This is a genomic window from Nostoc sp. (assembly GCF_036916975.1).
Lineage (GTDB): Bacteria > Cyanobacteriota > Cyanobacteriia > Cyanobacteriales > Nostocaceae > Nostoc.
This window is the reverse complement of sequence record NZ_JBALFF010000075.1, coordinates 1-21790: the sequence shown is the minus strand read 5'-3', so window position 1 is coordinate 21790 and position 21790 is coordinate 1. Positions and strand designations below refer to the sequence as shown.

Annotated in this window: 16 protein-coding genes and 2 pseudogenes; 7 read left to right on the top strand and 11 right to left on the bottom strand. The window is 41.5% G+C overall.

Annotated features, from left to right (window positions below; all coding sequences use genetic code 11):
- Positions 1 to 611 precede the first annotated feature (611 nt).
- Together V7K73_RS18255 and V7K73_RS18250 are read left to right on the top strand one after the other, a co-directional pair.
- Positions 612 to 1883, top strand: coding sequence for a type IV pilus twitching motility protein PilT (locus V7K73_RS18255; protein ID WP_334881980.1), 1272 nt, complete (start codon positions 612 to 614; stop codon positions 1881 to 1883).
- 290 nt (positions 1884 to 2173) lie between these two features.
- The gene (locus V7K73_RS18250; RefSeq protein ID WP_334881979.1) at positions 2174 to 2941 is read left to right on the top strand and encodes a circadian clock KaiB family protein; all 768 of its coding nucleotides are present in this window, start codon (positions 2174 to 2176) and stop codon (positions 2939 to 2941) included.
- A gap of 617 nt (positions 2942 to 3558) precedes the next feature.
- Here the strand turns inward: V7K73_RS18250 and V7K73_RS18245 are convergent.
- From V7K73_RS18245 to V7K73_RS18230, 4 genes are all read right to left on the bottom strand, one after another.
- Positions 3559 to 4470, bottom strand: a complete 912-nt coding sequence (locus V7K73_RS18245) for a M23 family metallopeptidase (protein ID WP_334881978.1) — start codon at positions 4468 to 4470, stop codon at positions 3559 to 3561.
- Between the two features lie 186 nt (positions 4471 to 4656).
- Positions 4657 to 5094, bottom strand: a complete 438-nt coding sequence (locus V7K73_RS18240) for a DUF6918 family protein (protein WP_334881977.1) — start codon at positions 5092 to 5094, stop codon at positions 4657 to 4659.
- Between the two features lie 442 nt (positions 5095 to 5536).
- Positions 5537 to 8863, bottom strand: coding sequence for an efflux RND transporter permease subunit (locus V7K73_RS18235; protein ID WP_334881976.1), 3327 nt, complete (start codon positions 8861 to 8863; stop codon positions 5537 to 5539).
- 211 nt (positions 8864 to 9074) lie between these two features.
- Entirely contained in the window at positions 9075 to 10751 is a 1677-nt protein-coding gene (locus V7K73_RS18230) for a mechanosensitive ion channel family protein (RefSeq protein ID WP_442936778.1), read from the bottom strand.
- Positions 10752 to 11143: 392 nt separating this feature from the next.
- Between V7K73_RS18230 and ahcY the strand changes: the two genes are divergently transcribed.
- The 5 genes and pseudogenes from ahcY to V7K73_RS18205 all read left to right on the top strand — a co-directional run bounded on the left by ahcY (position 11144) and on the right by V7K73_RS18205 (position 14035).
- A complete protein-coding gene (gene ahcY / locus V7K73_RS18225; RefSeq protein ID WP_196526494.1) occupies positions 11144 to 12421 on the top strand; it encodes an adenosylhomocysteinase in 1278 nt (425 codons plus the stop codon).
- 127 nt (positions 12422 to 12548) lie between these two features.
- Positions 12549 to 12965 (top strand): annotated as a pseudogene (locus V7K73_RS18220) (XisH family protein).
- Positions 12953 to 13282 (top strand): XisI protein, encoded by a 330-nt coding sequence (locus tag V7K73_RS18215; RefSeq protein WP_094353376.1) that lies wholly within the window; start codon positions 12953 to 12955, stop codon positions 13280 to 13282. Before V7K73_RS18220 ends, V7K73_RS18215 begins: the two are co-directional and overlap by 13 nt.
- A gap of 13 nt (positions 13283 to 13295) precedes the next feature.
- Entirely contained in the window at positions 13296 to 13715 is a 420-nt protein-coding gene (locus V7K73_RS18210) for a XisH family protein (RefSeq protein WP_334881975.1), read from the top strand.
- Entirely contained in the window at positions 13703 to 14035 is a 333-nt protein-coding gene (locus V7K73_RS18205; protein ID WP_334881974.1) for a XisI protein, read from the top strand. Before V7K73_RS18210 ends, V7K73_RS18205 begins: the two co-directional genes overlap by 13 nt.
- Positions 14036 to 14259: 224 nt before the next feature.
- On the opposite strand, the gene V7K73_RS18200 is transcribed toward V7K73_RS18205, so the two are convergent.
- From V7K73_RS18200 to V7K73_RS18170, 7 genes and pseudogenes are all read right to left on the bottom strand, one after another.
- Positions 14260 to 14682, bottom strand: a complete 423-nt coding sequence (locus V7K73_RS18200; protein WP_334881973.1) for an HNH endonuclease — start codon at positions 14680 to 14682, stop codon at positions 14260 to 14262.
- A 5-nt stretch (positions 14683 to 14687) separates the two neighbouring features.
- Positions 14688 to 15005 (bottom strand): hypothetical protein, encoded by a 318-nt coding sequence (locus tag V7K73_RS18195; protein ID WP_334881972.1) that lies wholly within the window; start codon positions 15003 to 15005, stop codon positions 14688 to 14690.
- Between the two features lie 134 nt (positions 15006 to 15139).
- A complete protein-coding gene (locus V7K73_RS18190) occupies positions 15140 to 16405 on the bottom strand; it encodes a bifunctional sterol desaturase/short chain dehydrogenase (protein WP_334881971.1) in 1266 nt (421 codons plus the stop codon).
- A 591-nt stretch (positions 16406 to 16996) separates the two neighbouring features.
- The gene (locus V7K73_RS18185) at positions 16997 to 17437 is read right to left on the bottom strand and encodes a hypothetical protein (RefSeq protein WP_334881970.1); all 441 of its coding nucleotides are present in this window, start codon (positions 17435 to 17437) and stop codon (positions 16997 to 16999) included.
- Between the two features lie 491 nt (positions 17438 to 17928).
- A pseudogene (locus tag V7K73_RS18180) lies at positions 17929 to 18267 on the bottom strand (endonuclease MutS2); the annotation flags it as partial.
- A 63-nt stretch (positions 18268 to 18330) separates the two neighbouring features.
- Positions 18331 to 18981, bottom strand: coding sequence for a Uma2 family endonuclease (locus V7K73_RS18175; protein WP_334881969.1), 651 nt, complete (start codon positions 18979 to 18981; stop codon positions 18331 to 18333).
- 231 nt (positions 18982 to 19212) lie between these two features.
- Positions 19213 to 21648 carry an endonuclease MutS2 gene (locus tag V7K73_RS18170; RefSeq protein WP_334881968.1) on the bottom strand — a complete coding sequence of 812 codons (2436 nt, stop codon included), beginning with the start codon at positions 21646 to 21648 and terminating at the stop codon, positions 19213 to 19215.
- Positions 21649 to 21790: the final 142 nt, after the last annotated feature.

Below are 21790 nucleotides of genomic sequence, written 5' to 3'. Positions count from 1 at the left end.
TTTATTTACTAAACTTTACAGTTAATTTTTTCTAATTGTGAATATAAAGTCAAGTCTATATCTATTAAAAAAACTTATTTTCTGCATCCATCTTCAGGTATATAAGCTAAAAGGTATGAGCTTTTAACTTTGATCCCCACCATATTACTCTTATTCAACTTAACATTTGTTATAAAAACTAGTATTGGTTCTCATAATTCTTAGATGGGCTGAATAAATGATCTGCTGGTGTTTGTGCTGTTAATTGCTGGCAATTCGTGTCCATGCGGGGGATAAATTTCTCATCTAAAAAGCTCAGAATATTTATGTTTAGCTATAAGTATTATAAATTACTGAATAATCTCTGTATTTTTCCTGAAGGAGTTTGAGTCCTTGCGTGTGTTAAACCAGTGTAGATAAGTTAAATAATTTATCTAAATAATCTGACTAGTGGAATTTCACGAAAAAAAGATACAAATTGAGGTCGATGAAATGGATTGAACATGCTTCTAGAGTTTCAATCACCTCCCATCACCACTAAAGCTGGCGTGCAAGCACTCTCCAAAAGTCATCAAAGTAAGTGACTTGACTTCTCGTTAATTCAACTTTTTAACTGCCAAATGTGAAGATATATGACACAATCACAGTCTCCATCAAATTCTAATGCTGCTCCCCGTAACCTGCCACCAATGCCGCCGCCACCACCGCCAACCTCTAGTACCCAGAGGCAGATGACACAAACATTGGATATGTCAGATAGGAGTAACAACCCGCCTGTTGCAGGTCATCGTCCGGTTAGTCCACCGCCAATACCTACTTCAGTTCTCTCTAAAAACAGCAGTACCGGGCCCACTTTAGAGAAGTTAATCAGGGAAGCTTACGATGAGGGATATTCTGACTTGCACTTAGGTGTAGGTGAAGTACCCCGCTTCCGCAGCCGAGGAGAAATTCAATCATGGGATTATCCAGAAACAGATAAAGAAGCTTTTATGAGTTGGTTGCGGGAGGTGATGAGTGAGGCGGAAATTCAGCGCTTTGAAGAACACTTAGAATTTGACGGAGCAACTCAATATGACTTTGCTCGCGTGCGGATTAATATTTTTGGTACCCTTAGAGGGCCTGCGATGGTGTTGCGGTTGATTCCGCTAAAAATCTTAACTATGGAACAGTTGAGATTACCCCCAATTTTTCGGGATATTTGCCATCATCACAAAGGTTTAATTTTAGTGACTGGGCCGACTGGTTCTGGTAAGTCCACCACAATGGCGGCGATGGTTGACTACATCAATAAGGAGATGGCCAAGCATATCATCACCATTGAAGACCCGATAGAATTTATCCATCAAAGCCGCAAGTCTTTAGTCAAACAACGGGAAGTAGGAATGCATACCCGGAAATTTGACAACGCTTTGAAAGCAGCTTTGCGGGAAGATCCAGATTTGATTCTGGTGGGGGAAATGCGGGATAAGGAAACAGTTAACACCGCCCTAAAAGCCGCTCAGACTGGTCACTTAGTTATGGGAACCCTGCACACCAATAGCGCCGTCAAAACCATTGAGCGGATTCTCAATCTCTACTCTGGTGACGAACAGGATGCAATGCGGGTGGCAATATCTGAGTCTTTAGTGGCTGTAATTGCCCAAGGTTTGTGTCGCACAACTGACGGGAAGCGGGCTGCTTTCCACGATGTGCTGATTAAAACTGAGGCTATTAAAGAATGGATCAAAGACGGTAAGTATGATGAAATTGGCGAGTTGATGAAACAAGCTGGCTTTGACGGCATGATTACGATGAATCAGTCGTTGCTCAATCTCTATCAAGACGGTCGCATCACTGAAGAAACTGCTTTAGAAATGTCGCCAACTCCAAACGAAATGGCACAGTTTCTCAGAGGTCGAGTTTAAGATTGGGCATTGGGCAATTCAATTTTAGATTTTGGATTGACGATTTTAGATTGATACGACTTACGCAAAAGTAAACGCGCTCTGGGGCAATTCATGAATTGCCCCTACGTTAAAATAAGCGTTTCGGCTATTGTTTGCGTAAGTCCTGATTGAAATTTAATCCAAAATCCAAAATCTAAAATCTAAAATTCTTACTCTCCACTCCCAAATATCTTTGTCATCCTGGTTGCGGTTATAGCTAAGGTAAAAGGTAAAAGAGAGAGTTTTTTACTTTTAGCTTCTTAACCTCTGTGAATAATTTGACGACAAACAAACTATCTACACCCCAGTTGTTTAAAGGCATTGCCCTATTTACACCTGGAGGAGATTTGATTTACTGCATCGACCCTAGCAAGCAAGGTCGATGGCATTTGCATTTGTGTTCGGCTTTGCAAGAAATCCTAGATTTACCAGAGCCACCCCACTTTTTAGTGCCTTGTTATACTGCGACTATTGACCATTGGTTAGATCCACGGACTCAAAAAGTGCGTACTTTTGCTGAAGCTTATCCGGCTGTCATTAGACATCAAGCTTTACTTAATGCCATTTTTGGCACAGGGGAGTTAGTATGGCAAGCAGCACCTTGGCAAGAGGGGTTGTGCGATCGCATGGTGTTAACAACTTATCGTTCTTCATTCCCGCAGCTTTGGGAGGATCACGATTTAATTGTCCGTCTAGACCTTTCTGAACCTGTGCCAAAATACCACCAGCCAGTAATTGTACCAAAAAAGGAAGCGATCACACAAGGCTATGTTCTGCGATTGTTTGTTGCTGGACATAGCAGTACTACCGAACGCATTCTGCAAAATTTACACGAATTATTGGAGCGATCGCTGGGACATCCTTATACTCTAAAAGTGATTGATGTTTTAACTCATCCAGAACAAGCAGAACTCAATCAGGTTTCTGCAACTCCTACCCTTGTCAAAGTTTGGCCGCACCCAATTCGGCGAATCGTTGGAGAGTTGGATCATGTAGAAAAGATTTTACAGATGTTAGCTGCTAAGGAAAAATTTTAAGTTTTATCACGAATTAAGGGTTAAAAGTAAAACGCAGAGGTTTAATAGATGGCAATTGTTTTCGCTAGAAATCAAAGAAAGTCTGTACTAAGCTCATGGATAATAAACTGCTTTTCAATCAGACTAATTTTTTTGGATCAGTGCGCGAATGGGTAGGTGTTGGTAAAGAAGTGACTACAAAAATGCCTGAATTGCCGTGTATGGTGTAGATTGCAATCAACTAAAATCCCTATTAGGGATTGAAACAGAAGACCGCTACAGAGGTACTTCTGGATTCCACTAAAATTGCAATCAACTAAAATCCCTATTAGGGATTGAAACTAAAGGCTTCCTGCTCCTGTTCGTTTTCTTGGCATTGCAATCAACTAAAATCCCTATTATAGCGGTTCTCAATTGCATAGAATACAGACCTAACCCCCAGCCCCTTCCCTTCTAGCGTTGGGGAGTAAAATTCAAAGCCTTTCTCCTTTTAGGAGAGAGGTTTGGAGAGAGGTCAAAGTGTATTGCATCCAAACGAGAAGCGCTATAGGGATTGAAAGAGCTTCAAATAGGCTGAGTTAGCAAATCGATCAACTCAAGCGATCGGTTGCACTATAGTCAAATATTTGATGATAACTTTATGGCGATTTTGTTAAATTATAAAACTTGTCAGAACGCATCTGAGTGCCATTTCGCCAAACTTCCACTTTTTCAGGGCTGACTAAATAATAAAAACTACCATTATCTGCTCGATATCTGCCTTTGCCAATATTTAAAGCTGCAATTTTTATAGGCTTGGTAGGGTCTTGTTTCAACTGCCCAATATAAAATAACTGACCATTTTCTTCACAGACTTTTACACGAATACTTGCAGTCTCACCCTGAATAATGGTAACTCCATTGCATTTAGTATCAGTGCTAACAGGTGCAAAACCTATTGGAATTGACTGTGAAGGTGAAACTTGCTTTGCTAGTGGGGGTGTTGAGACTGGGTGGTTCAGGTTATCCATTTGCTGAATAGCAGCAGAATTAACACTTGCAGTTAAAGATGTTAACACCCGAAGGGGGTCAACTGCTATTAGACCATTTGGATGAACTTCAAAGTGCAGATGAGGCGCTGTACTATTGCCTGTAGATCCCATCTCAGCAATAATTTGACCTTGAATAACCTGTTGACCTTTGTTCACCAACAAACGGCGATTGTGACCATAAACAGTGATACTGCCGTCAACATGTTTAATAGTTATAGCATTGCCTAATCCCCAATTATCCCAACCTGCTTTGATGACTGTACCAGATGCAGCAGCAACAATAGGAGTACCAGATACCCCTGCTATATCAATTCCTTCATGTTGATATTTGCGGAAGCCTTGAGAAATAAACCCTTGAGTCGGCCAGATTAAGTTAGAAGCAGGGATAGGAGTTTGCCTAATTGGAGAATCGGCTGCTAACTGTGTTAAGGCAGATGTAGTTGTACTTAATACGGCGGTTAAGGATATTAACCCAATTAGTCCATAAGTGCGGTATCGATAAAAGGTAACTTTTTTCATAGGAATACACGCGATGCGGGAAACTCAGCAATTCATGATTACTTGCTGTTTCAAGCTGACTCGGTAAATATCAGGAAATTTAGCAGATATAACACCTTGGCGCTACAAGTATAATCTTTTTACCGTATGCCAGCCACCGACGCATCGAACGGTGGCATAGGTTTATTGTGATTCTTCCCTTCTGGCTCAGGACTTAGTGTAATTATCGATTACCTTGGCGAAGTCTGGCACTGCTTCTTCTACGTGCTTTTTGGCTGAACCGCGAAGTTTTTCATAGGTTCCTCGGACGATTTGGCGCTTGGCGTTCTTGACTCTAGCATCGGTGACACCCAGTAGCGCGTCTGCCGTCTGAGAACGATTTGCATTCAGGTATTCAACCGGATCGCCTTTCTGTACGCCTTCACTCCAGATGGGATCAAGTGCTGTGAAGCACTGCGGTAAAATCTGCTCAACCACGTAGGGGATATACCCTGGCTTAACCCCTTTCAGAGCGGCGAACGCAGTTTTTAAAGCGATGCCACTCATGCCTGACTTGGATGCAAGCTGTCCTTCAATCATGTTGCAACAGTCATCTATGACCATAGCCTTTTTGGTCGGGTTCAAAAGTCCTTCGCTAAGTCCCATTTCATTTTTCCTTATCTAAGTACTTAATTTCTATTCGACTAATTTTTTTAGCAAGCAGGAAATTACAGAAAATCGTATCAGAGTTAGAGGATGTTATGAATATAAGCTGTCTGTCTGGGTGTACATAGGTCAATTGGTGTCAATATTAAGTCTGCTGAGTAAGCAAGTTCGTAGTGAGTTAGCCCGGGGGTTTCCCCATGAGCGACTAACGAACCTGTTGGGTAAGGACTTTAGTCTTTATTTTCTAAGCACTAAGGGACTGACAAATAAAAAAATACCAAAAAACTGGCGAAAAAACTCTCTCCTCCTTATTCCTCTGTGTTCTCTGTGCCTCTGTGGTTCGTTTATTTGAGTAATTTATTTATTGTCAGTCCCTAAAGTCCTTACTACAAACCTTTCATTACTAGGCACTTTGCTAGAGAGATTTAGGTAGGGACAAAAATTAGGTTATCCCATCTTGCTGAGACCTGAACTGTGTCTCTGGGTGACTTGAGCCAGCAGGCAAAATATGTTCAGATCCCGAAGCTCCATTTGGAGAATCTGGAGGTTTTGAGCCACCCGATCGCTTCTGATAAAATATAGCCTCAGCCAAGCTCTTAACCAAAATATACAAAATTGGCACTAAGAACAAACTCAAGAACGTTGAAAGCATCAGCCCGCCAAAGAGCGCTGTTCCTAAAGACCAACGGCTACTGGCTCCAGCCCCTTGAGAAATCACCAAGGGCAAAAATCCTAACAGCGCTGCAAAGGAAGTCATTAAGATCGGTCGCAGACGTTCTTGCCCCGCTTTCACCGCCGCCCGTGTGTAGCTCATGCCTTGCTCATGCTGCTGATTGGCAAATTCTACGACTAAAATCGCGTTCTTTGCGGCTAGACCAATCAAAGTCACTAGACCTACCTGGCAATAAATATCATCCACCACTTTGGGGAAGAGGCTACCTGCCATGAAAATATTAGAACGTAGCCAAATCGCCGTCATTGCTCCCAATACTGCGAGGGGAACTGTCAGCAAAATAATGATCGGGTCAATGTAGCTTTCATACTGAGCCGCTAGCACCAGAAAGACAATAACGAAGGCGAAGGCAAAAATCAAGCCGGTAGATCCCCCAGATGTCTTTTCCTGGAGATAAGTCCCAGTCCACTCATAACCAAACCCCTGAGGTAAGACCTCTGCTGCTAGTTTTTCCATCGCTTGAATCGCCTGTCCAGAACTAGCGCCAGGAGCCGGAGAACCCTGAACTTTGATTGACCTGTATAAGTTGTAATGGGAGATGGTTTTCGGCCCTACAAAGGGAGTAACTTTCACCAGATTGCTCAACGGAATCATCGCCCCACTTGCAGAGCGAACATACAGCTTGCCAATATCATCTGGATTAGAGCGGAAAATTCCATCTGCTTGGACATATACTCGATACTGTCGCTGTCCCTGCACAAAGTCATTCACATATTGCGACCCCAAGTAAGTTTGCAATGCCCCAAAGATGTCGTTGAGTTCAACGCCGAGAGCTTTGGCTTGATTGCGGTTCACTTGGATGTCAAACTGAGGAGTATCTGCGGTGAACTGAGTGAAGACTCGTTGCAGAGCAGGGTTTTTATTGGCCGCCCCAATGAATTTTTGAGCAGTATCAAGCAGGGTTTGAATCGGCGCACTCCCGGTTTTATCTTGAATGATAAACTCAAAACCACCTGTACTACTTAATCCTCTAACTGGAGGAGCATTCACAGCGATCGCTCTAGCATCTGTAATTGTAGAGAGCTTTTTGTTCATCCTCTGAAGGATTCCATAGACAGACTGAGATTCATCAGGTCTCTCTTTCCAGGGTTTCAGGTTAGCAAAGGCAATGCCTAAATTAGAAGCATTGCCATCGAAACCAAAGCCACTGATCATAAAACTAGCTCTAACTTCAGGAATCGATGTTACTTCTTTGACAACCCGATCCATCACAGATTCGGTGTATTTCAAAGAAACCCCATCAGGCCCTTGCACAACTACAAAGAAGTAACCCTGATCTTCCTCTGGAATAAATCCAGTAGGCACTGCTTTGTACATGAAAACCGTTGCTACTAAACCAGCAATGAAAACCCCAATTACAATCGGCTTAATATGGGTAAGGTAACTAACAAACCCGACATAGCGGCGCGTAAACCAGCTAAATCCGCGATTAAACAGCCCAAAAAACCACCCCAAAGGCCCCCGTGGAGTCTGAGCCGGGCGCATGAGGATGGCTGCCATACTCGGAGAGAAAGTTAAAGCATTGAAGGTCGAAATGGCAATAGAGCAAGCAACGGTTAACCCAAATTGCTTGTAGACAATCCCAGTTGTGCCGGGAATGAATGTAACTGGAATGAATACCGCCATGAGTACAAGTGAAGTAGCAATGACTGCCCCAGTTAACTCTTTCATGGCTTCCATCGCAGCCTCCAAGGGCCTCAACCCCTGCTCCAGTTTGACTGCAACTGCCTCTACCACAATAATGGCATCATCGACAACAAGACCGATCGCCAGCACAAAACCAAATAAAGTTAGTGTATTAATCTGAAATCCTAATACCAACAGAGCCGCACACGTCCCAACCAGGGAAACGGGGATTGCCACAGTGGGAATGATCGTGGTACGCCAGTCTTGCAAAAAGACAAAAATTACCAAGACCACCAGGATAATCGCTTCAACCAGAGTCTGGAGAACTTCTTCTAAAGAAATTTCTACAAATGGAGTGGTATCAAATGCCACCTGTCCTTTTAGTCCAGGTGGAAAATTCTTCTCTAGTATTTTGATCTGGTCTTCAACAGCATGGGCAACATCCAGGGCATTACTACCGGGAAGTTGATATATCCCTAAACCGACGGCTGGCTTGGGAGCATTCCCTGGAATGGTGAATTTAGCATCAGCCAGATAGCTCTCGGCTCCCAGTTCAACTCGACCGATATCTCTGACCTTTACTAGGGTGCTATTGGTGCTATTGGTGGTATTATTAGTGGTGCTATTACTAGTGCCACCTTGACTTACCTTCAGCACCATATCCTCAAATTCAGCCGCATCTTTAAATCGACTGGTTGCCCGTAAAGCAAATTCAAAGCTTTGATTAGCTGGTGCTGGTTCCTTACCAATTGCCCCTGCACCTACCTGTATATTTTGTTCTTGCAGGGCAGTTGTCACATCTTGAGGAGTTAGTTGATGTTGGGCAAGCTTATTGGGATCAAGCCAAAGACGCATCGCATATTTGCGCTCCCCAAAAATCGTAGCTTTTCCTACACCCGGAAGCCGTTTAACCTGATCGAGAATATACAGATCGACATAGTTACTGATAAAAATGTTGTCATACTCATTATTATCTGAGTAAAACCCATAAACCAGAAGCAGACTGCTTGATGCTGTTTCAACGGTGACACCTGTTCGCTGAATAGTATCTGGCAATTGAGGTGAAGCAAGTCCTTCTTTATTTTGAACGTTTACTTGAGCAATATCGCTATTGACATCAGTTGGGAAGGAGACAGTTATATTGCTGGAACCATCATTACCCGTATTAGAAGATATATAGGATACATCTTTAACACCATTAATTTGTCGCTCAATGATGTTGGTGACAGTACTTTCTGTTGTTTGAGCATCCGCACCAGTATTGTTGGAGCTAACCGTGATTTGCACCGGCGCGAGATCCGGTAGCTGAGAAATGGGAAGGATCGGAATACAAATACTCCCCAACAGCAAAATAATGAACGTGCAGACCGTCGTCAGTACTGGACGTCTGATGAAGGTATTGACAAACATAAATTACGGAAAAGTTCAAGACTCGTTAGTGAGGTAGTAGCTTTTTATTAATATAAGGATTATTAAGGCTTAGTGTAGGCGATCGCACAAAATTGGGCATTGGGCATTGGTTATTTGGCATGTTATTCTCCTTGTCCCCAGTCCCCAGCTAGGATAACTCAGGGTTTGGTCTAATCAATTGAAAAAGGCGGTAATGAATCCAAATTTCTAACTAATGAGCTTTGCCATTGCCATTACTCGGAAAATTTAACGATTGCTCGTCATTAACCCAAATCGCTTGCTGAGGCACAGAGATAGAAATTCCAGCTTCATCTAGGACAACTTTCAGACGGCGGCGAAACTCTCGTGCTACATCCCATTGTTTGAGGGGCTGTGTTTTAATCCAGACGCGAATAATCAAACCGCGATCGCCAAATTGATCTATTCCCAAAACTTGTGGTGTTTCCAGAATTTGACGCTCCCATTGCGGATCTTTATCCATCTCCAAGCCAATACTTTCAATCAACTTCAAAGCCTTTTCAATATCAGCTTGGTAGGCGATAGGGATCGTTAAATCGGCTCGTGACCAACGGCTAGAAAGATTGGCAACAACTTTAATTTCACCATTGGGAATCGTAATCAAACGCCCTTCGGAATCGCGGACTTGGGTCATCCGCAGATTTAGATTTTCTACTAAGCCTCCCACGTTTCCGACAGTAATCACATCCCCTAAAGCGTACTGGTCTTCTAAAATAATTAAGAAACCGTTAATCGCATCTTTAATTAAGTTTTGCGAAGCCAGAGACACTGCAACACCAACTAAACTCGCACCCGCTAACAAGGGAACAATATCTATCCCCAATGACACTAGCGCGAGCAAAAAGCCTACTCCTACGCACATGAAAGTAGCAATGCTTTTAGTCACGCCAGAAAATGTAGAAACACGCAGTTGCAGCCGTTCAGAACTTTCTGGAGTCAATAAAGCACCACTACTAATCAGAGTAGTGGTAAAGCGGTCAATTAGGGCGTAGATGAGACGGATTGCTACGTAAGTTCCCAGAAACACAACACCTAATCGCAAAGGAAATTGGGCTGCTGTGAGAATCCCCACCTGAAATGGTCGTGTGTAGGGAAATAGACCCAAGATAATGAAACTTCCACCTCCCCAAATTCCGGTTTGAGTTAGCTGAAACAATCGTCTCTTGGCTTCTTGGATATGTCGATGTTGCTGTTGATTCAGTTGTGTTGTAATTGGTTGGGCTGCTGGTGTTGGGGAGTTTAGGGAGTCACTGCGGGGTTGGGAGGCAAAGGGGTATATTGCATCGTTTTTGGAACGCCTTTGCCAGCTATATACCCCCCAACTGATCACAATCATTGTCAGTCCAATGCCCGCAGCAATTTTGCCTTGGTCGATTAAAAATGGAGTTTGTCTTTCTTGCTTTGCTTGTTGCAAGTCTTCTTGTAACGATTCTTTGACTTGATTTGCCGATGTCGATATATCTACCTCTCGCAATCCAGCATCCTCGGAAGTGACGGTCATTAAATATTGGTCGTTGACATAAATTACTGGTAATTCGTTTACTTGGCGAATATCTACCCTGACTGGTGTTTTTGCTGGTGAGTGAAAGTAATTTTGGGCAATTTTCTGCAACTTCTTTTGGATATCTTCTGAACGCTCAGGAAAATTGCTTTTTGATGCCGCTATCTGAAATAACCGACGACCATCTAAATAAATCCAGCCTGTAACAAGTCTATTATTTGCATCATTACTCACACTGCTGGGAGATTGCAGTAGCTGCGTTAACAAAGGAATCTGGGCTGTGGCTTTTGGCACAGATACAACAGCTATGGCCATTGAACTAGCGATGCCTACGGCGGGCAAAGCCAACGCCAAAAATTGAAAGCGCACTCAAACACCTCCTTGAGTAAAATCTATTAATCATTACTTCAACTATCCTGCGTAATTACTTTGGGTAGATGTACCTATCTAAAGTTGAGGTTTTCTCTTGAGATGATGAAATTTTGATGTTTTTTTTGAGTGTCTTCTATCTTTAGAGAGGTGACAATGTACTTATGATTACGCATAAAAGCCTAGAAGTGTCTGACTCTTAGCCAAAGATAAAACAAAAAGGAAGAACCTGGGGATAAAGTTGACATTATGCCGATCAAACGTCAAGCTAGTTTTGGGGACTATTGACTAGTAGTTTGCTTTTTTTACAAGCAAAAATCGCCAGTCGTAGAATAACCTAGTAGAGTGCGTAAAATTTACGTAGCTTTTTTAATATTTTGAGGTAACTTTTGATGACCGCAACTTCTCCCCGATTAAAGCACGAGGTTAAAGACCTCGGCCTAGCTGCCTTGGGTAGACAGCGTATTGAATGGGCTGGACGCGAAATGCCAGTTTTGCGGCAAATCCGCGATCGCTTTGCTATCGAAAAACCATTCGCTGGTTTACGCCTTGTAGCTTGCGCCCACATTACAACAGAAACAGCACATTTGGCGATCGCTCTGAAAGCCGGTGGTGCAGATGCGCTTTTAATTGCTAGCAATCCCTTATCAACGCAAGATGACGTAGCCGCTAGCCTCGTCCTCGATCATGAAATTCCCGTCTTTGCTCAAAAAGGCGAAGATAACGAAACTTATAACCGCCACGTTCAAATAGCTTTAGATCATCGCCCCAACATTATTGTTGATGACGGTAGCGATGTGGTTGCAACTTTGATACAAGAACGCCAACACCAAATCGCTGATTTGATTGGTAGCACCGAAGAAACCACCACTGGTATTGTGCGGTTACGCGCCATGTTTAGAGAAGGCGTTCTCACCTTCCCCGCAGTCAACGTCAACGACGCTGATACCAAGCACTTCTTTGATAATCGCTATGGTACTGGGCAATCAACCTTAGATGGCATTATCCGCGCCACAAATATTTTGTTGGCTGGTAAAAACATTGTCGTCGTCGGTTATGGCTGGTGTGGTAAAGGTACAGCCCTCCGCGCCCGTGGAATGGGTGCTAACGTCATTGTTACCGAAATCGACCCCATCAAGGCAATTGAAGCCGTAATGGATGGTTTCCGCGTCCTGCCAATGGCTAAAGCTGCACCTGAAGGTGATATCTTTATCACTGTGACTGGTAATAAGCACGTCGTTCGTGGTGAACACTTCGATGTCATGAAAGATGGTGCGATCGTTTGTAACTCCGGTCACTTTGACTTGGAACTTGATTTGAAATACTTGGCTGCACAAGCTAAGGAAGTCAAAGAAGTTCGTCCTTTCACTGAAGAGTATAAATTGAAAAATGGTAAATCAGTTGTCGTTCTCGGACAAGGACGCTTGATTAACCTAGCTGCGGCTGAAGGACACCCTAGCGCAGTAATGGATATGAGTTTTGCAAACCAAGCTTTGGCTTGTGAATTCCTGGTGAAGAATAAAGGTAAGTTGGAACCTGGTTTGCACTCAATTCCTCTTGAAGTCGATCAAGAAATTGCTCGGTTGAAGTTGGAAGCTATTGGGATCACGATTGATAGTTTGACAGCAGATCAAATTGAGTACATCAATTCTTGGACTTCGGGAACTTGATACATTGATTAGTTGATTTTTTAGGGGATAGGCATTTTGCTTATCCCTTTTTTTGTGTTTATCTCACAGAGATGCACAGGCACAGAGCGAGGATATAATAGGATGGAGGGTGTTATTGTAAGTTTGTATGTCAGCAAAAGATTTTTTTCATAATGCTGTTAAGTTAGCTTTAGAGAAAGATGGTTGGTTAATTACTGATGATCCTTTAATATTTCTAGTAGATACTATAGAATTTCGTCTTGATTTAGGTGCAGAAAGGCTTTTGGCAGCAGAAAAATAAGGACACAAAATAGCAGTTGAAATAAAATCTTTTTTGGGAAAATCAGCGATTAGTGAATTTCATACAGCTTTAGGACAAACACTTAATTACCGTTCTATTTTAAGAAAAGAAGAACCTGATCGTATTTTATATTTAGCAATTAGTTATGAAATATATACAGCTTTTTTTCTGATACCTGTGATTCAAGAAATAATTGCTGAACATAAATTAAAATTATTGATATTTGAAAGTAGCAAAGAGGAGATTATTTTATGGAAGGAATGAATTATCCTGAATTAGTACAGACAGTATTAGCAAGACATACAGAAAGTCATTTAGCCAAGGGAACGGAAATACAATTAATATTTGATAATCAAAAAAATCACTATTTAGTAATTCATCTAGGTTGGGAAGGTGAAAAACGGACTTATGGTTCGGTGATTCATATAGATATTATCAATGGAAAAATCTGGATTCAGTGCGATTTTACAGAGGAAGGTGTAGCTAATGAATTAGTAGAATTAGGTGTGCCGAAAACAGATATAGTTTTAGGTTTTAGATCACCTCATGTGAGACAGTTTACTGGTTTTGCATCTGTTTAATTTTTTGCATATTATGTCAGCAAAAGATATTTTTCATAATATTGTGAAAGTAGCCTTAGAAAAAGATGGCTGGAAAATTACACATGATCCCTTGTTTTTTAAACTCTCTGAACAAATTAGAATTAAAATAGACTTAGGAGCGAAAAAGTTAATTTCGGCTGAAAAAGATGAGCAAAAAATAGCAGTAGAGGTAAAAAGTTTTATTGGGGTGTCAGCAATCTCAGAGTTTCATACAGCTATAGGTCAATTTTTGAACTATAGGGTAGCATTAGAACAAAAGGACTCTGAACGAGTATTATATTTAGCAATATCTAAAGACATCTACCAAGAGTTTTTTATAGATTCTTTTATTCAAAGTGTATTAGAACGGTATGAAATCAAATTATTTGTTTTTCATGTTCAGAAACAGGAGATAGTATTATGGAAAAATTAGATTATCAGGAATTAGTGACAAGAATCATCTATAAATATGCAAATGAACAACCCCAGGAAGATTTAGAAAATACCGAAATTGTCTTTGATACAAAACGCGATCGCTATTTATTAGTATATGTGGGATGGAATGATGAAGAAAGAGTCTATGGATGCCCAATTCATATTAGCATCAAGGATGATAAAATTTGGATTCAGCGCGATTTTACAGAAGAAGGAATAGCTAATCAGTTAGTAGAATTAGGTGTGCCGACAACAGATATTGTTTTAGGTTTTAGATCACCTTATGTCCGGCAATTTACGGGTTTTGCATCTGTTTAATTTTTTTGCATTCTATACCGACTGAACTTGAAGGTTGGTCAGAATGACAAAGACGTTAAATTCTGACAGTGGAAAGTATAGTTGATTTTTTGGAGATAGGCTTTTGGCTTATCCTTTTTTTGCGTTTCGCACAAATAAGTAATCTGTCATTATACTATTATTAGATCCTATACAGATGCTCATTCTTCCTTTGCGCGAAATAAAAACCAAAAATATCCCCAGCATTAATCATTAGGAGGATGCCAATTTAAACTAATCCAAATTGCTCTAGCTTGTACAATATCTTCATTGTTTAATCTTAAAACTAAAACCGTTGCTCTTCCACAAGCAGTTATCCCAATAATATGAGTACCACCATTTGCCCACTGAAAATGATATAACCATCTTTGTTGACGAGGATTAAACAAAGATACAGACTCATTAGTTACAGGATCATTAGCAGTTGTTTTTGCTCCTTTAAATTCATTGCAGCGATAACAACAAGCAGATAAATTTTCTCGTTCATCACTTCCCCCTAATGAACTAGGCAAAATATGATCCATAACTAAAGGCATACCTATTAAACGGCTAGATGTGCGACAGTATTCACATCTATATCCAGCCTCATTAATAACTTGTTGACGAACCGATTTGGGGATAGATGACACTGGGATTAATCTACTAATTGCTGAAAGTCTGGAATAGAATAGCCTTTCCATTTTAAAAGTGCATAAGAGTATGCTTTTTTTAACATTAAATAATCAGCACTTACTCGGAGCGATCGCAACAATAATCTATCTGATTCACTTAACTGATGATTTTGATTTTTTTCTAAAAGTTGTAAATGTAGTTCTTGTTGAGTTTCTGGAACTTGACTTTGACCAACAGTTAATAATTCCTCAATCGTTAATTCTTGCATAGCAATTAATTCTCCTTGTAATTCTAGGGGTGCATAATCAACAGCAGGAGGAGCATTTGTTTGGTTATTCATAATTTTTGGAGAAAATGCATTAGGGCAATATATCTTATATTACGATATTAAATAATCAGTACTCACTTAGAGCAAAACTACACGCGATAGGGGCAATTCATGAATTGCCCCTACCTGAAAATCATTCTTTTCGGCTATTGTTTGCTTAAGTTATGTTCACTTTTCGCTGTCCGGCTGAAGACTCGATAGTATAGCGACGTACTAATTTCCTTTAAGGGAAACAACAGATAGGTGAGAGGATTTATTGCCACAATAATATTTCGGAAGTCGCGCCGAGCGAAAAATAAGATAGCACGAGCAACTTGTTGTGCAGACATCACTCCATAAGGATTCAGTTGACTCTTAAATGGGCCAAGAATTAACTTGCGAATTACACAATCCCCGTCCAAACGCTTGAGGGTAACAATATCTCCTAGCGCTCTTTTGCTGAGTTCATAAAGCGGACTCAGTGCTGGAGAAACCTCAGCCTCAGAAGTGTTTACCCAGATTTCCTTGGTTGCTTTTGCTTGTGGCCCTGTTACAGTTGTCAAAAATATATCCATCAACCGCAATGCTGAAAAGGTATTCACCTCATAAGAAGAGTTGATATCCTCCGAGGTGCGGCTGGCGTAGACATTGATTCCGTGGTTGATAATTAAAATATCTACTTTCTCTAAACTATCTCTGAGTTCGGCTTCATTACCTAATTGCCAAGGAACCACCTTCACCCCAAGCTCTACTAATTTTTCTGGATTAGTGGTTAATGCGACAACTTTAGCATTATTCTTGACAAGTTCAGCCGCTAATGCTTGTCCCAACGCTCCTGATGCTCCGGTTAAAGCGATGGTTTTACCCTTGAGAGACAATCCTGTACCAAGAATTTTATCCACTACAGGAAAGACACCACTGTAGTAAGCGTTGACATCATCAAAATGATGCCGCCAATGGTAAGACCGATTCACCCACCAAATGGATGGAATTGTCTCTAAAGGGCCGGGTAGATGGTTGTAGTCTGTATCAATTTTTCCCTGGAAATATCGCACAGACGCGCCATACAAGAACGTGCAACCATAAGCTACTCCCAGCCATAACCCCATTTGTTGGACAATTAAGGCAATGACTACCAATACTACTAGCAGTAGACTCGATTCTAAAATGTCGTGATACAGCTGGGATTCTTGGTAAACTTTTACCGAAACTATTGATAAATCGCGGCGATAAGCCATGTGGTGCTTGTTGTGCCATTTAGCAAGCCAATTGACTTGGTGACACAAAGCATGGTAGCTGTCTCTCAACACCTCAGCGAGTAAAAGTGAAAAAAGTCCCCAACTAACAAACTGCAAGCTGGCATTTAACCAAACCCAATTAATTTGTAATATTGTCTTAATTCCCATCAAGTTTTCAGCTAGCATTTTTATCATGTTTGTCTATACTCGTTTCTCTTAATCATTATTCATGGAATAAAAAATTAACTATAATATCAACATTTTCAGCTTTTACTTCCCCTAAAATGCTCATATAATGCTCAAATCAGCTATTTTCAGTGATTTAATAGATATTTTGAGCATTATTTTATACCTGTTTATCATGCTCAATTGATGCTGATAATTCACCACTTCTATCACCCTAAGCCTAATCTGTGAAGTTGTTAAACAAGTTATTAAACAACTTTTTTAAAACTGGAAAGTCTAGCTCTTGCATAGCTCGTTAAATTCGTTGAGTAACATTCGCTGTGCGGTAGCGAAAGAACATCAGTTTCACCGTCCGAATTCAGCTATAATATCCCAGTTAAATAGAGCAAAACCAAGGCTGATCAACTAAATTGAGACTCGATTGAGATAGCGATCGCAGCAGTATAAATACTTAATTGCCAACGTGTGGAGCAAATAACTTCGGTTCGTGCTGGTTCTTCTTCAAAGTTAAAATCCATAGCATATTTTAACTTAGTAAGGTACAGAAGTTAGTCTTCAAAACCAGAATAAGTTTGTTTTAAGGACTAACTCCTGCTTTGTTCAAATAGCTCTTTGGCGCAGATGTTGCCCATTAAGCCCTTGTTTAATCCAACTCAGACATTCATATTCGGATTTGAATAATTTTGGAGCTGCAATATTATTCAATAAGTCTGGTGGATAATGGTCATAAAAATATTTGTCTCCTTCTTGAAAAATGATGATCAAATTGTTTCGGTAAATGTAGCGAGACTTAAAACTATCTCTCTTACTAACAAACGTTGAATTTTGAGCAATATGTTCTTTAGCAATATCAATGATATTACTAACGCTACTTCCATAGATTTTTGCTGGATTTTCTGCTTTATGAAATTGGCTTGTGTGTCCAACCTCTGATAGCAATTTATACGAATAAATCTCGTAATTATCAAGCTTCCCAAAAACAAATGGAATGATGAGATATCCTTTGTATGAGACTGAATTTTCATAAATAAGACGACTCATCTCAACCTCCTTTGGTATAACTGCTCTCAATAAATTCGCTTAAATCACATTCACATTAAAAATCAATACTTTTCTCTTAAATATATTCGTTATCGCCTAAACCCTCATCGCCATTTCACAAAGAGGCTATTACCCCTTTTGTCAAGCAAAAAGGAATATCAAGCTTTAGCAAAAAAGTATCGTAAGACTAATTATCGCTCTTTTTGTAATTACTAAACATTAGATATTTTGTAAAAGTTAAAAAATTATAAATCTCATTCTGTGGGATTACTCCCCCTATTCCTTGCGTCTCGCCTTTCAAGACCATAAACTGAGTTGATTGGGGGGGATGCTCAAGGTTATTCTAAGGTAGGGGTGGATACAATAGCTACCCTGCGGTAGTAGCAGCCTTCAGATTTATTCCCACTTTATTTTTTTATATAAGCAACGGTAACACCACTGCCACCGTCTGCTTGTTCTGCTGGTTCATAGTTATTGACTCTGGGATGGTGTTCCAAAGTTGCGGCTTTTGCGGATACTTGTTTGTATAAACGTTTAGCTTGCTGCAACAAACTTTGGGCTTCGGCTGCTTTAGTTTCCTGACGGCGGCGTTGCGCTTCTAACCCTGCAATTACCTGGTTAACTTCATCTGTGGCCTCTCCCACTTGCGTTTTCGCCTGTTGTACCACTTCTGGTTTTAATCCCAAGCGTAGAGCAATAGTTAAGGCGTTAGAACGTCCAGGTATGCCCCACAGCAGACGGTAAGTAGGCGATAGAGTACTTTCGTCAAATTCTACAGAGGCATTTTCAAACCGATCATCTTCGTATTTTAGGGCTTTTAATTCCCCGAAGCTAACAATACTTTTATACCACTATCCACAACCTTTTGGAGTAGCTAATTCTAACAATTTGAACTAAATCTGGCTACTAATTTGCTGCCTTATCCAGGCACGAAAGACTTTTATTGTTGCATTTCTGCCATTGGTTTTACTCAGCATTAAATATTCGGGAATTACTTGCTGAATTGGAAAAGTGGGGAAAATAGAACTGGTATTTGATTCTAGATATTTACCATTGAACAGCACGTTTATTTCCAGTTTTATTCCATTCCATCGCCACAGTTCCGGTACTCTCAAATCTTGATAATTATTGAAACGAGTGCGGGAGGTAATATCAATTTCAATAGCCAAATCTGGAGGCGGATCAGTTTCTAAATTGATTCGATCTTTGCCCCTAATTCTAGCTTCATTTTGGATATAGAAACAATCATCGGGTTCTACTCCAGCATCCATACTTTCCTTATCAAAAGTAGTAGAACCCAAACTCCAAAATTCCAGATCGAGTTCTTCTAATAAAACTTTTACCAAGTCGCCAATAATAACTTTAGCTACTTCATGCTCTAGTAATGGAGCCATTATTTCCAGCATCCTTTGACTGTAACCTATTCTAGAACTGCGATTGTCTCCCAATTCTGCTAAAATGCGTTTGTATGCCGACCAGGAGACATCCTTAATCAACAACTGATGACCAGCTTTAACAATTAGTTGATTGAGTTCAAGTAACATAGCAAATTTCCTGCTCTTTATTAATGGCAATACAGGATTTTATTGGCTCAGTTTTTTGCCATCCGGCAAAAACAAGGGTATAAAATCTTATGTTTGTTCTATATCAAGGCTCGTAAATTGGCGAAGGTATTGATAATTACATTATTTAATTCTTAAATACTATATAGCATAAGATATGCTATGTGGTAGCTGGATTTACGCTGTGCTGTACTAGTTATATTTATTGCCAGTTTATTTGATGTGAGCTACGGTAACACCGGTGCCGCCGTCTGCTTGTTCTGCTGGTTCGTAGTTGTTCACTCTGGAATGCTGTTGCAAAAAGGCGTGAACACCTTGCCGTAGCTTACCAGTGCCGTACCCATGAATAATCCAGACTGGGCCTGTAGCTTCCGAGATGGCTTTATCTAAAATGTATTCGGCATCAGCTACCCGTTTACCACGCAAATCGATGGTGTTTTGGGAAGTCCGAATTTCTGGGACATTTTGCGGTGGCGGGGTTACTGCTGCGGGGGCTGGCTTGGGTTTGACGACTGGTTCGGCTTTTTGACCATCTAAAGATTCTACATCTTGCAACTTCACAGTCATCTTCATTAGCCCAAATCGAACGCTTAACTCGCCATCTTCATCAGGGGCGGCGATCACATCCGCGATCTGTCCTAATTTTGGAATGCGGACGCGATCGCCTACTTTGGGCATAAATCCAGCTTTTGGTTTTGCTGGCGTTGCTGGCTGATAAAGTTGGCCAATTTGATTCAAAGCATTAGTTGCTTGCTGCGCCTCTTGGGCTGTGGGCGTACCTTTTTGCAAACGGCGGATCACTTGGGCAATTTCACCTTTTGCTTGAGCGATCGCTTGTTGGACTGCTATTTCTTGTGAAGCCCGCAAACTGCTTTCTCTTTCTTCCAAACTTGCGGCTTTTGCGGATACTTGTTTGTATAAACGTTCCGCTTGCTGCAACAAACTTTGGGCTTCGGCTGCTTTGGTTTCCTGACGGCGGCGTTGCGCTTCTAACCCTGCAATTACCTGGTTAACTTCATCTGTGGCCTCTCCCACTTGCGTTTTCGCCTGTTGTACCACTTCTGGTTTTAATCCCAAGCGTAGAGCAATAGTTAAGGCGTTAGAACGTCCAGGTATGCCCCACAGCAGACGGTAAGTAGGCGAGAGAGTACTTTCGTTAAATTCTACAGAGGCATTTTCAAACCGATCGTCTTCGTATTTCAGGGCTTTTAATTCCCCGAAGTGAGTAGTGGCGATCGTTAGTTGGGCGTGGTTGGCGAGATATTGCAACAAGGCGATCGCTAGGGCGCTACCTTCAACTGGATCGGTTCCTGCGCCGACTTCATCGAGTAATACGAGTGATTGGGGAGTGGGGAGTGGGGAGTGGTCTAAATTCTGTTCTTCCCCATTCCCGATTCCCGATTCTACAGTCTCCAATGCTTCTAAAATTCGACTAATGCGGCGGATGTGTCCAGAAAATGTGGATAAACTTTGCTGTAAGGATTGTTCATCGCCAATATCTGCCAGCACTTTATCAAACCAAGGTATTTCTACTGGTTCGCGGGCGGGGACAAATAAACCCACTTTGGCCATTAATGCTGCTAACCCTAGAGTTTTTAAGGTTACAGTTTTACCGCCAGTATTTGGCCCGGTAATTGTCACTACCCGAATTTGCGGACTTATCAGCAAATTTACAGGAACTACTGGTTGCCCCTGTTCGTGCTGTTGCTGCCACACTAACAGAGGATGTCGCAAATTTCGTAAGGTTATGATTTCTCTATCTTCACGCTGGATAAATCGCGGCGGATTCGCTCCTAGCCAGTAACTATACCGCGATCTAGCTGTTGCCAGATCCAAAGTGGTAGCGATCGCTAACAACCTTTCTAAATCTGGTTTGACTGCGGCTACAAGTTGTGTTAAAACACGGCGAACTGCTTCTTCTTCGGTTTGCTCTTTTCTAATTATCTGCCGCAATTGGTTGCCCAACGGTACTACTGAATTCGGTTCCACGTACAGGGTAGCACCGCTAGTAGAGGTATCGTGGACAATACCAGGGATGGCATCTTTTTGGGGTGCTTTTACGGGGATGACAAAGCGATCGCCCCGTTGCGTAATTAGCTGTTCTTGAACTGCTCCAGATTTTGCTTGTAAGATATTTTGCAGTTTTTGAGTAATCTGAGTGCGTAATCGGCGCAAATCTGTGCGAATTTCTCCCAGTTTTTGACTCGCGCGGTCAGTTACCTGGCCTCGTTCATCAATACATCGGTGAATTTCTTGCTCTAATTCTGGATAAGTCCGCAAATCGGCAACCAAAAGAGTCAGTATGGGCAAATCTTCTTGATTGTCAATCACACGGCGCAAATTTCTGGCACCAGCGAGGGTGGTGGCGATCGCTAACAGTTCATCTCCGGCCAAAACTCCACTGCGTTCTGCCCGTTCTAAGGAATCGCCAATATCTTGAATTCCCTCAAATGACAGTCCCGTGGTTAGGCGAGTTTCCAGTTGGTAGACTTCTTTGGTTTGCTCTAACAACTCTTGGCTTTGGATCTGAGAATCGGGTATTTTCAGATGACGCGCAGCTGTCGCCCCCAGCTTAGTTGCCGCAAATGTGGCAAGGTGCTGGCAGAGGCGATGCCATTCTAATAGTTCTAAGGTTTCAGATTGGATCAAGGTTTCAACATCTAATCTGAAATTATCGTAACAATTCTAGCTCCTAGTTGACACTCCCTGCTCTAGAAGAGACAGGGATTCTTAAGAGATTTTCACCCTTAACGGCGCTGCCAAAGCGCTCCTACCCAGTCCGAACCGAAGT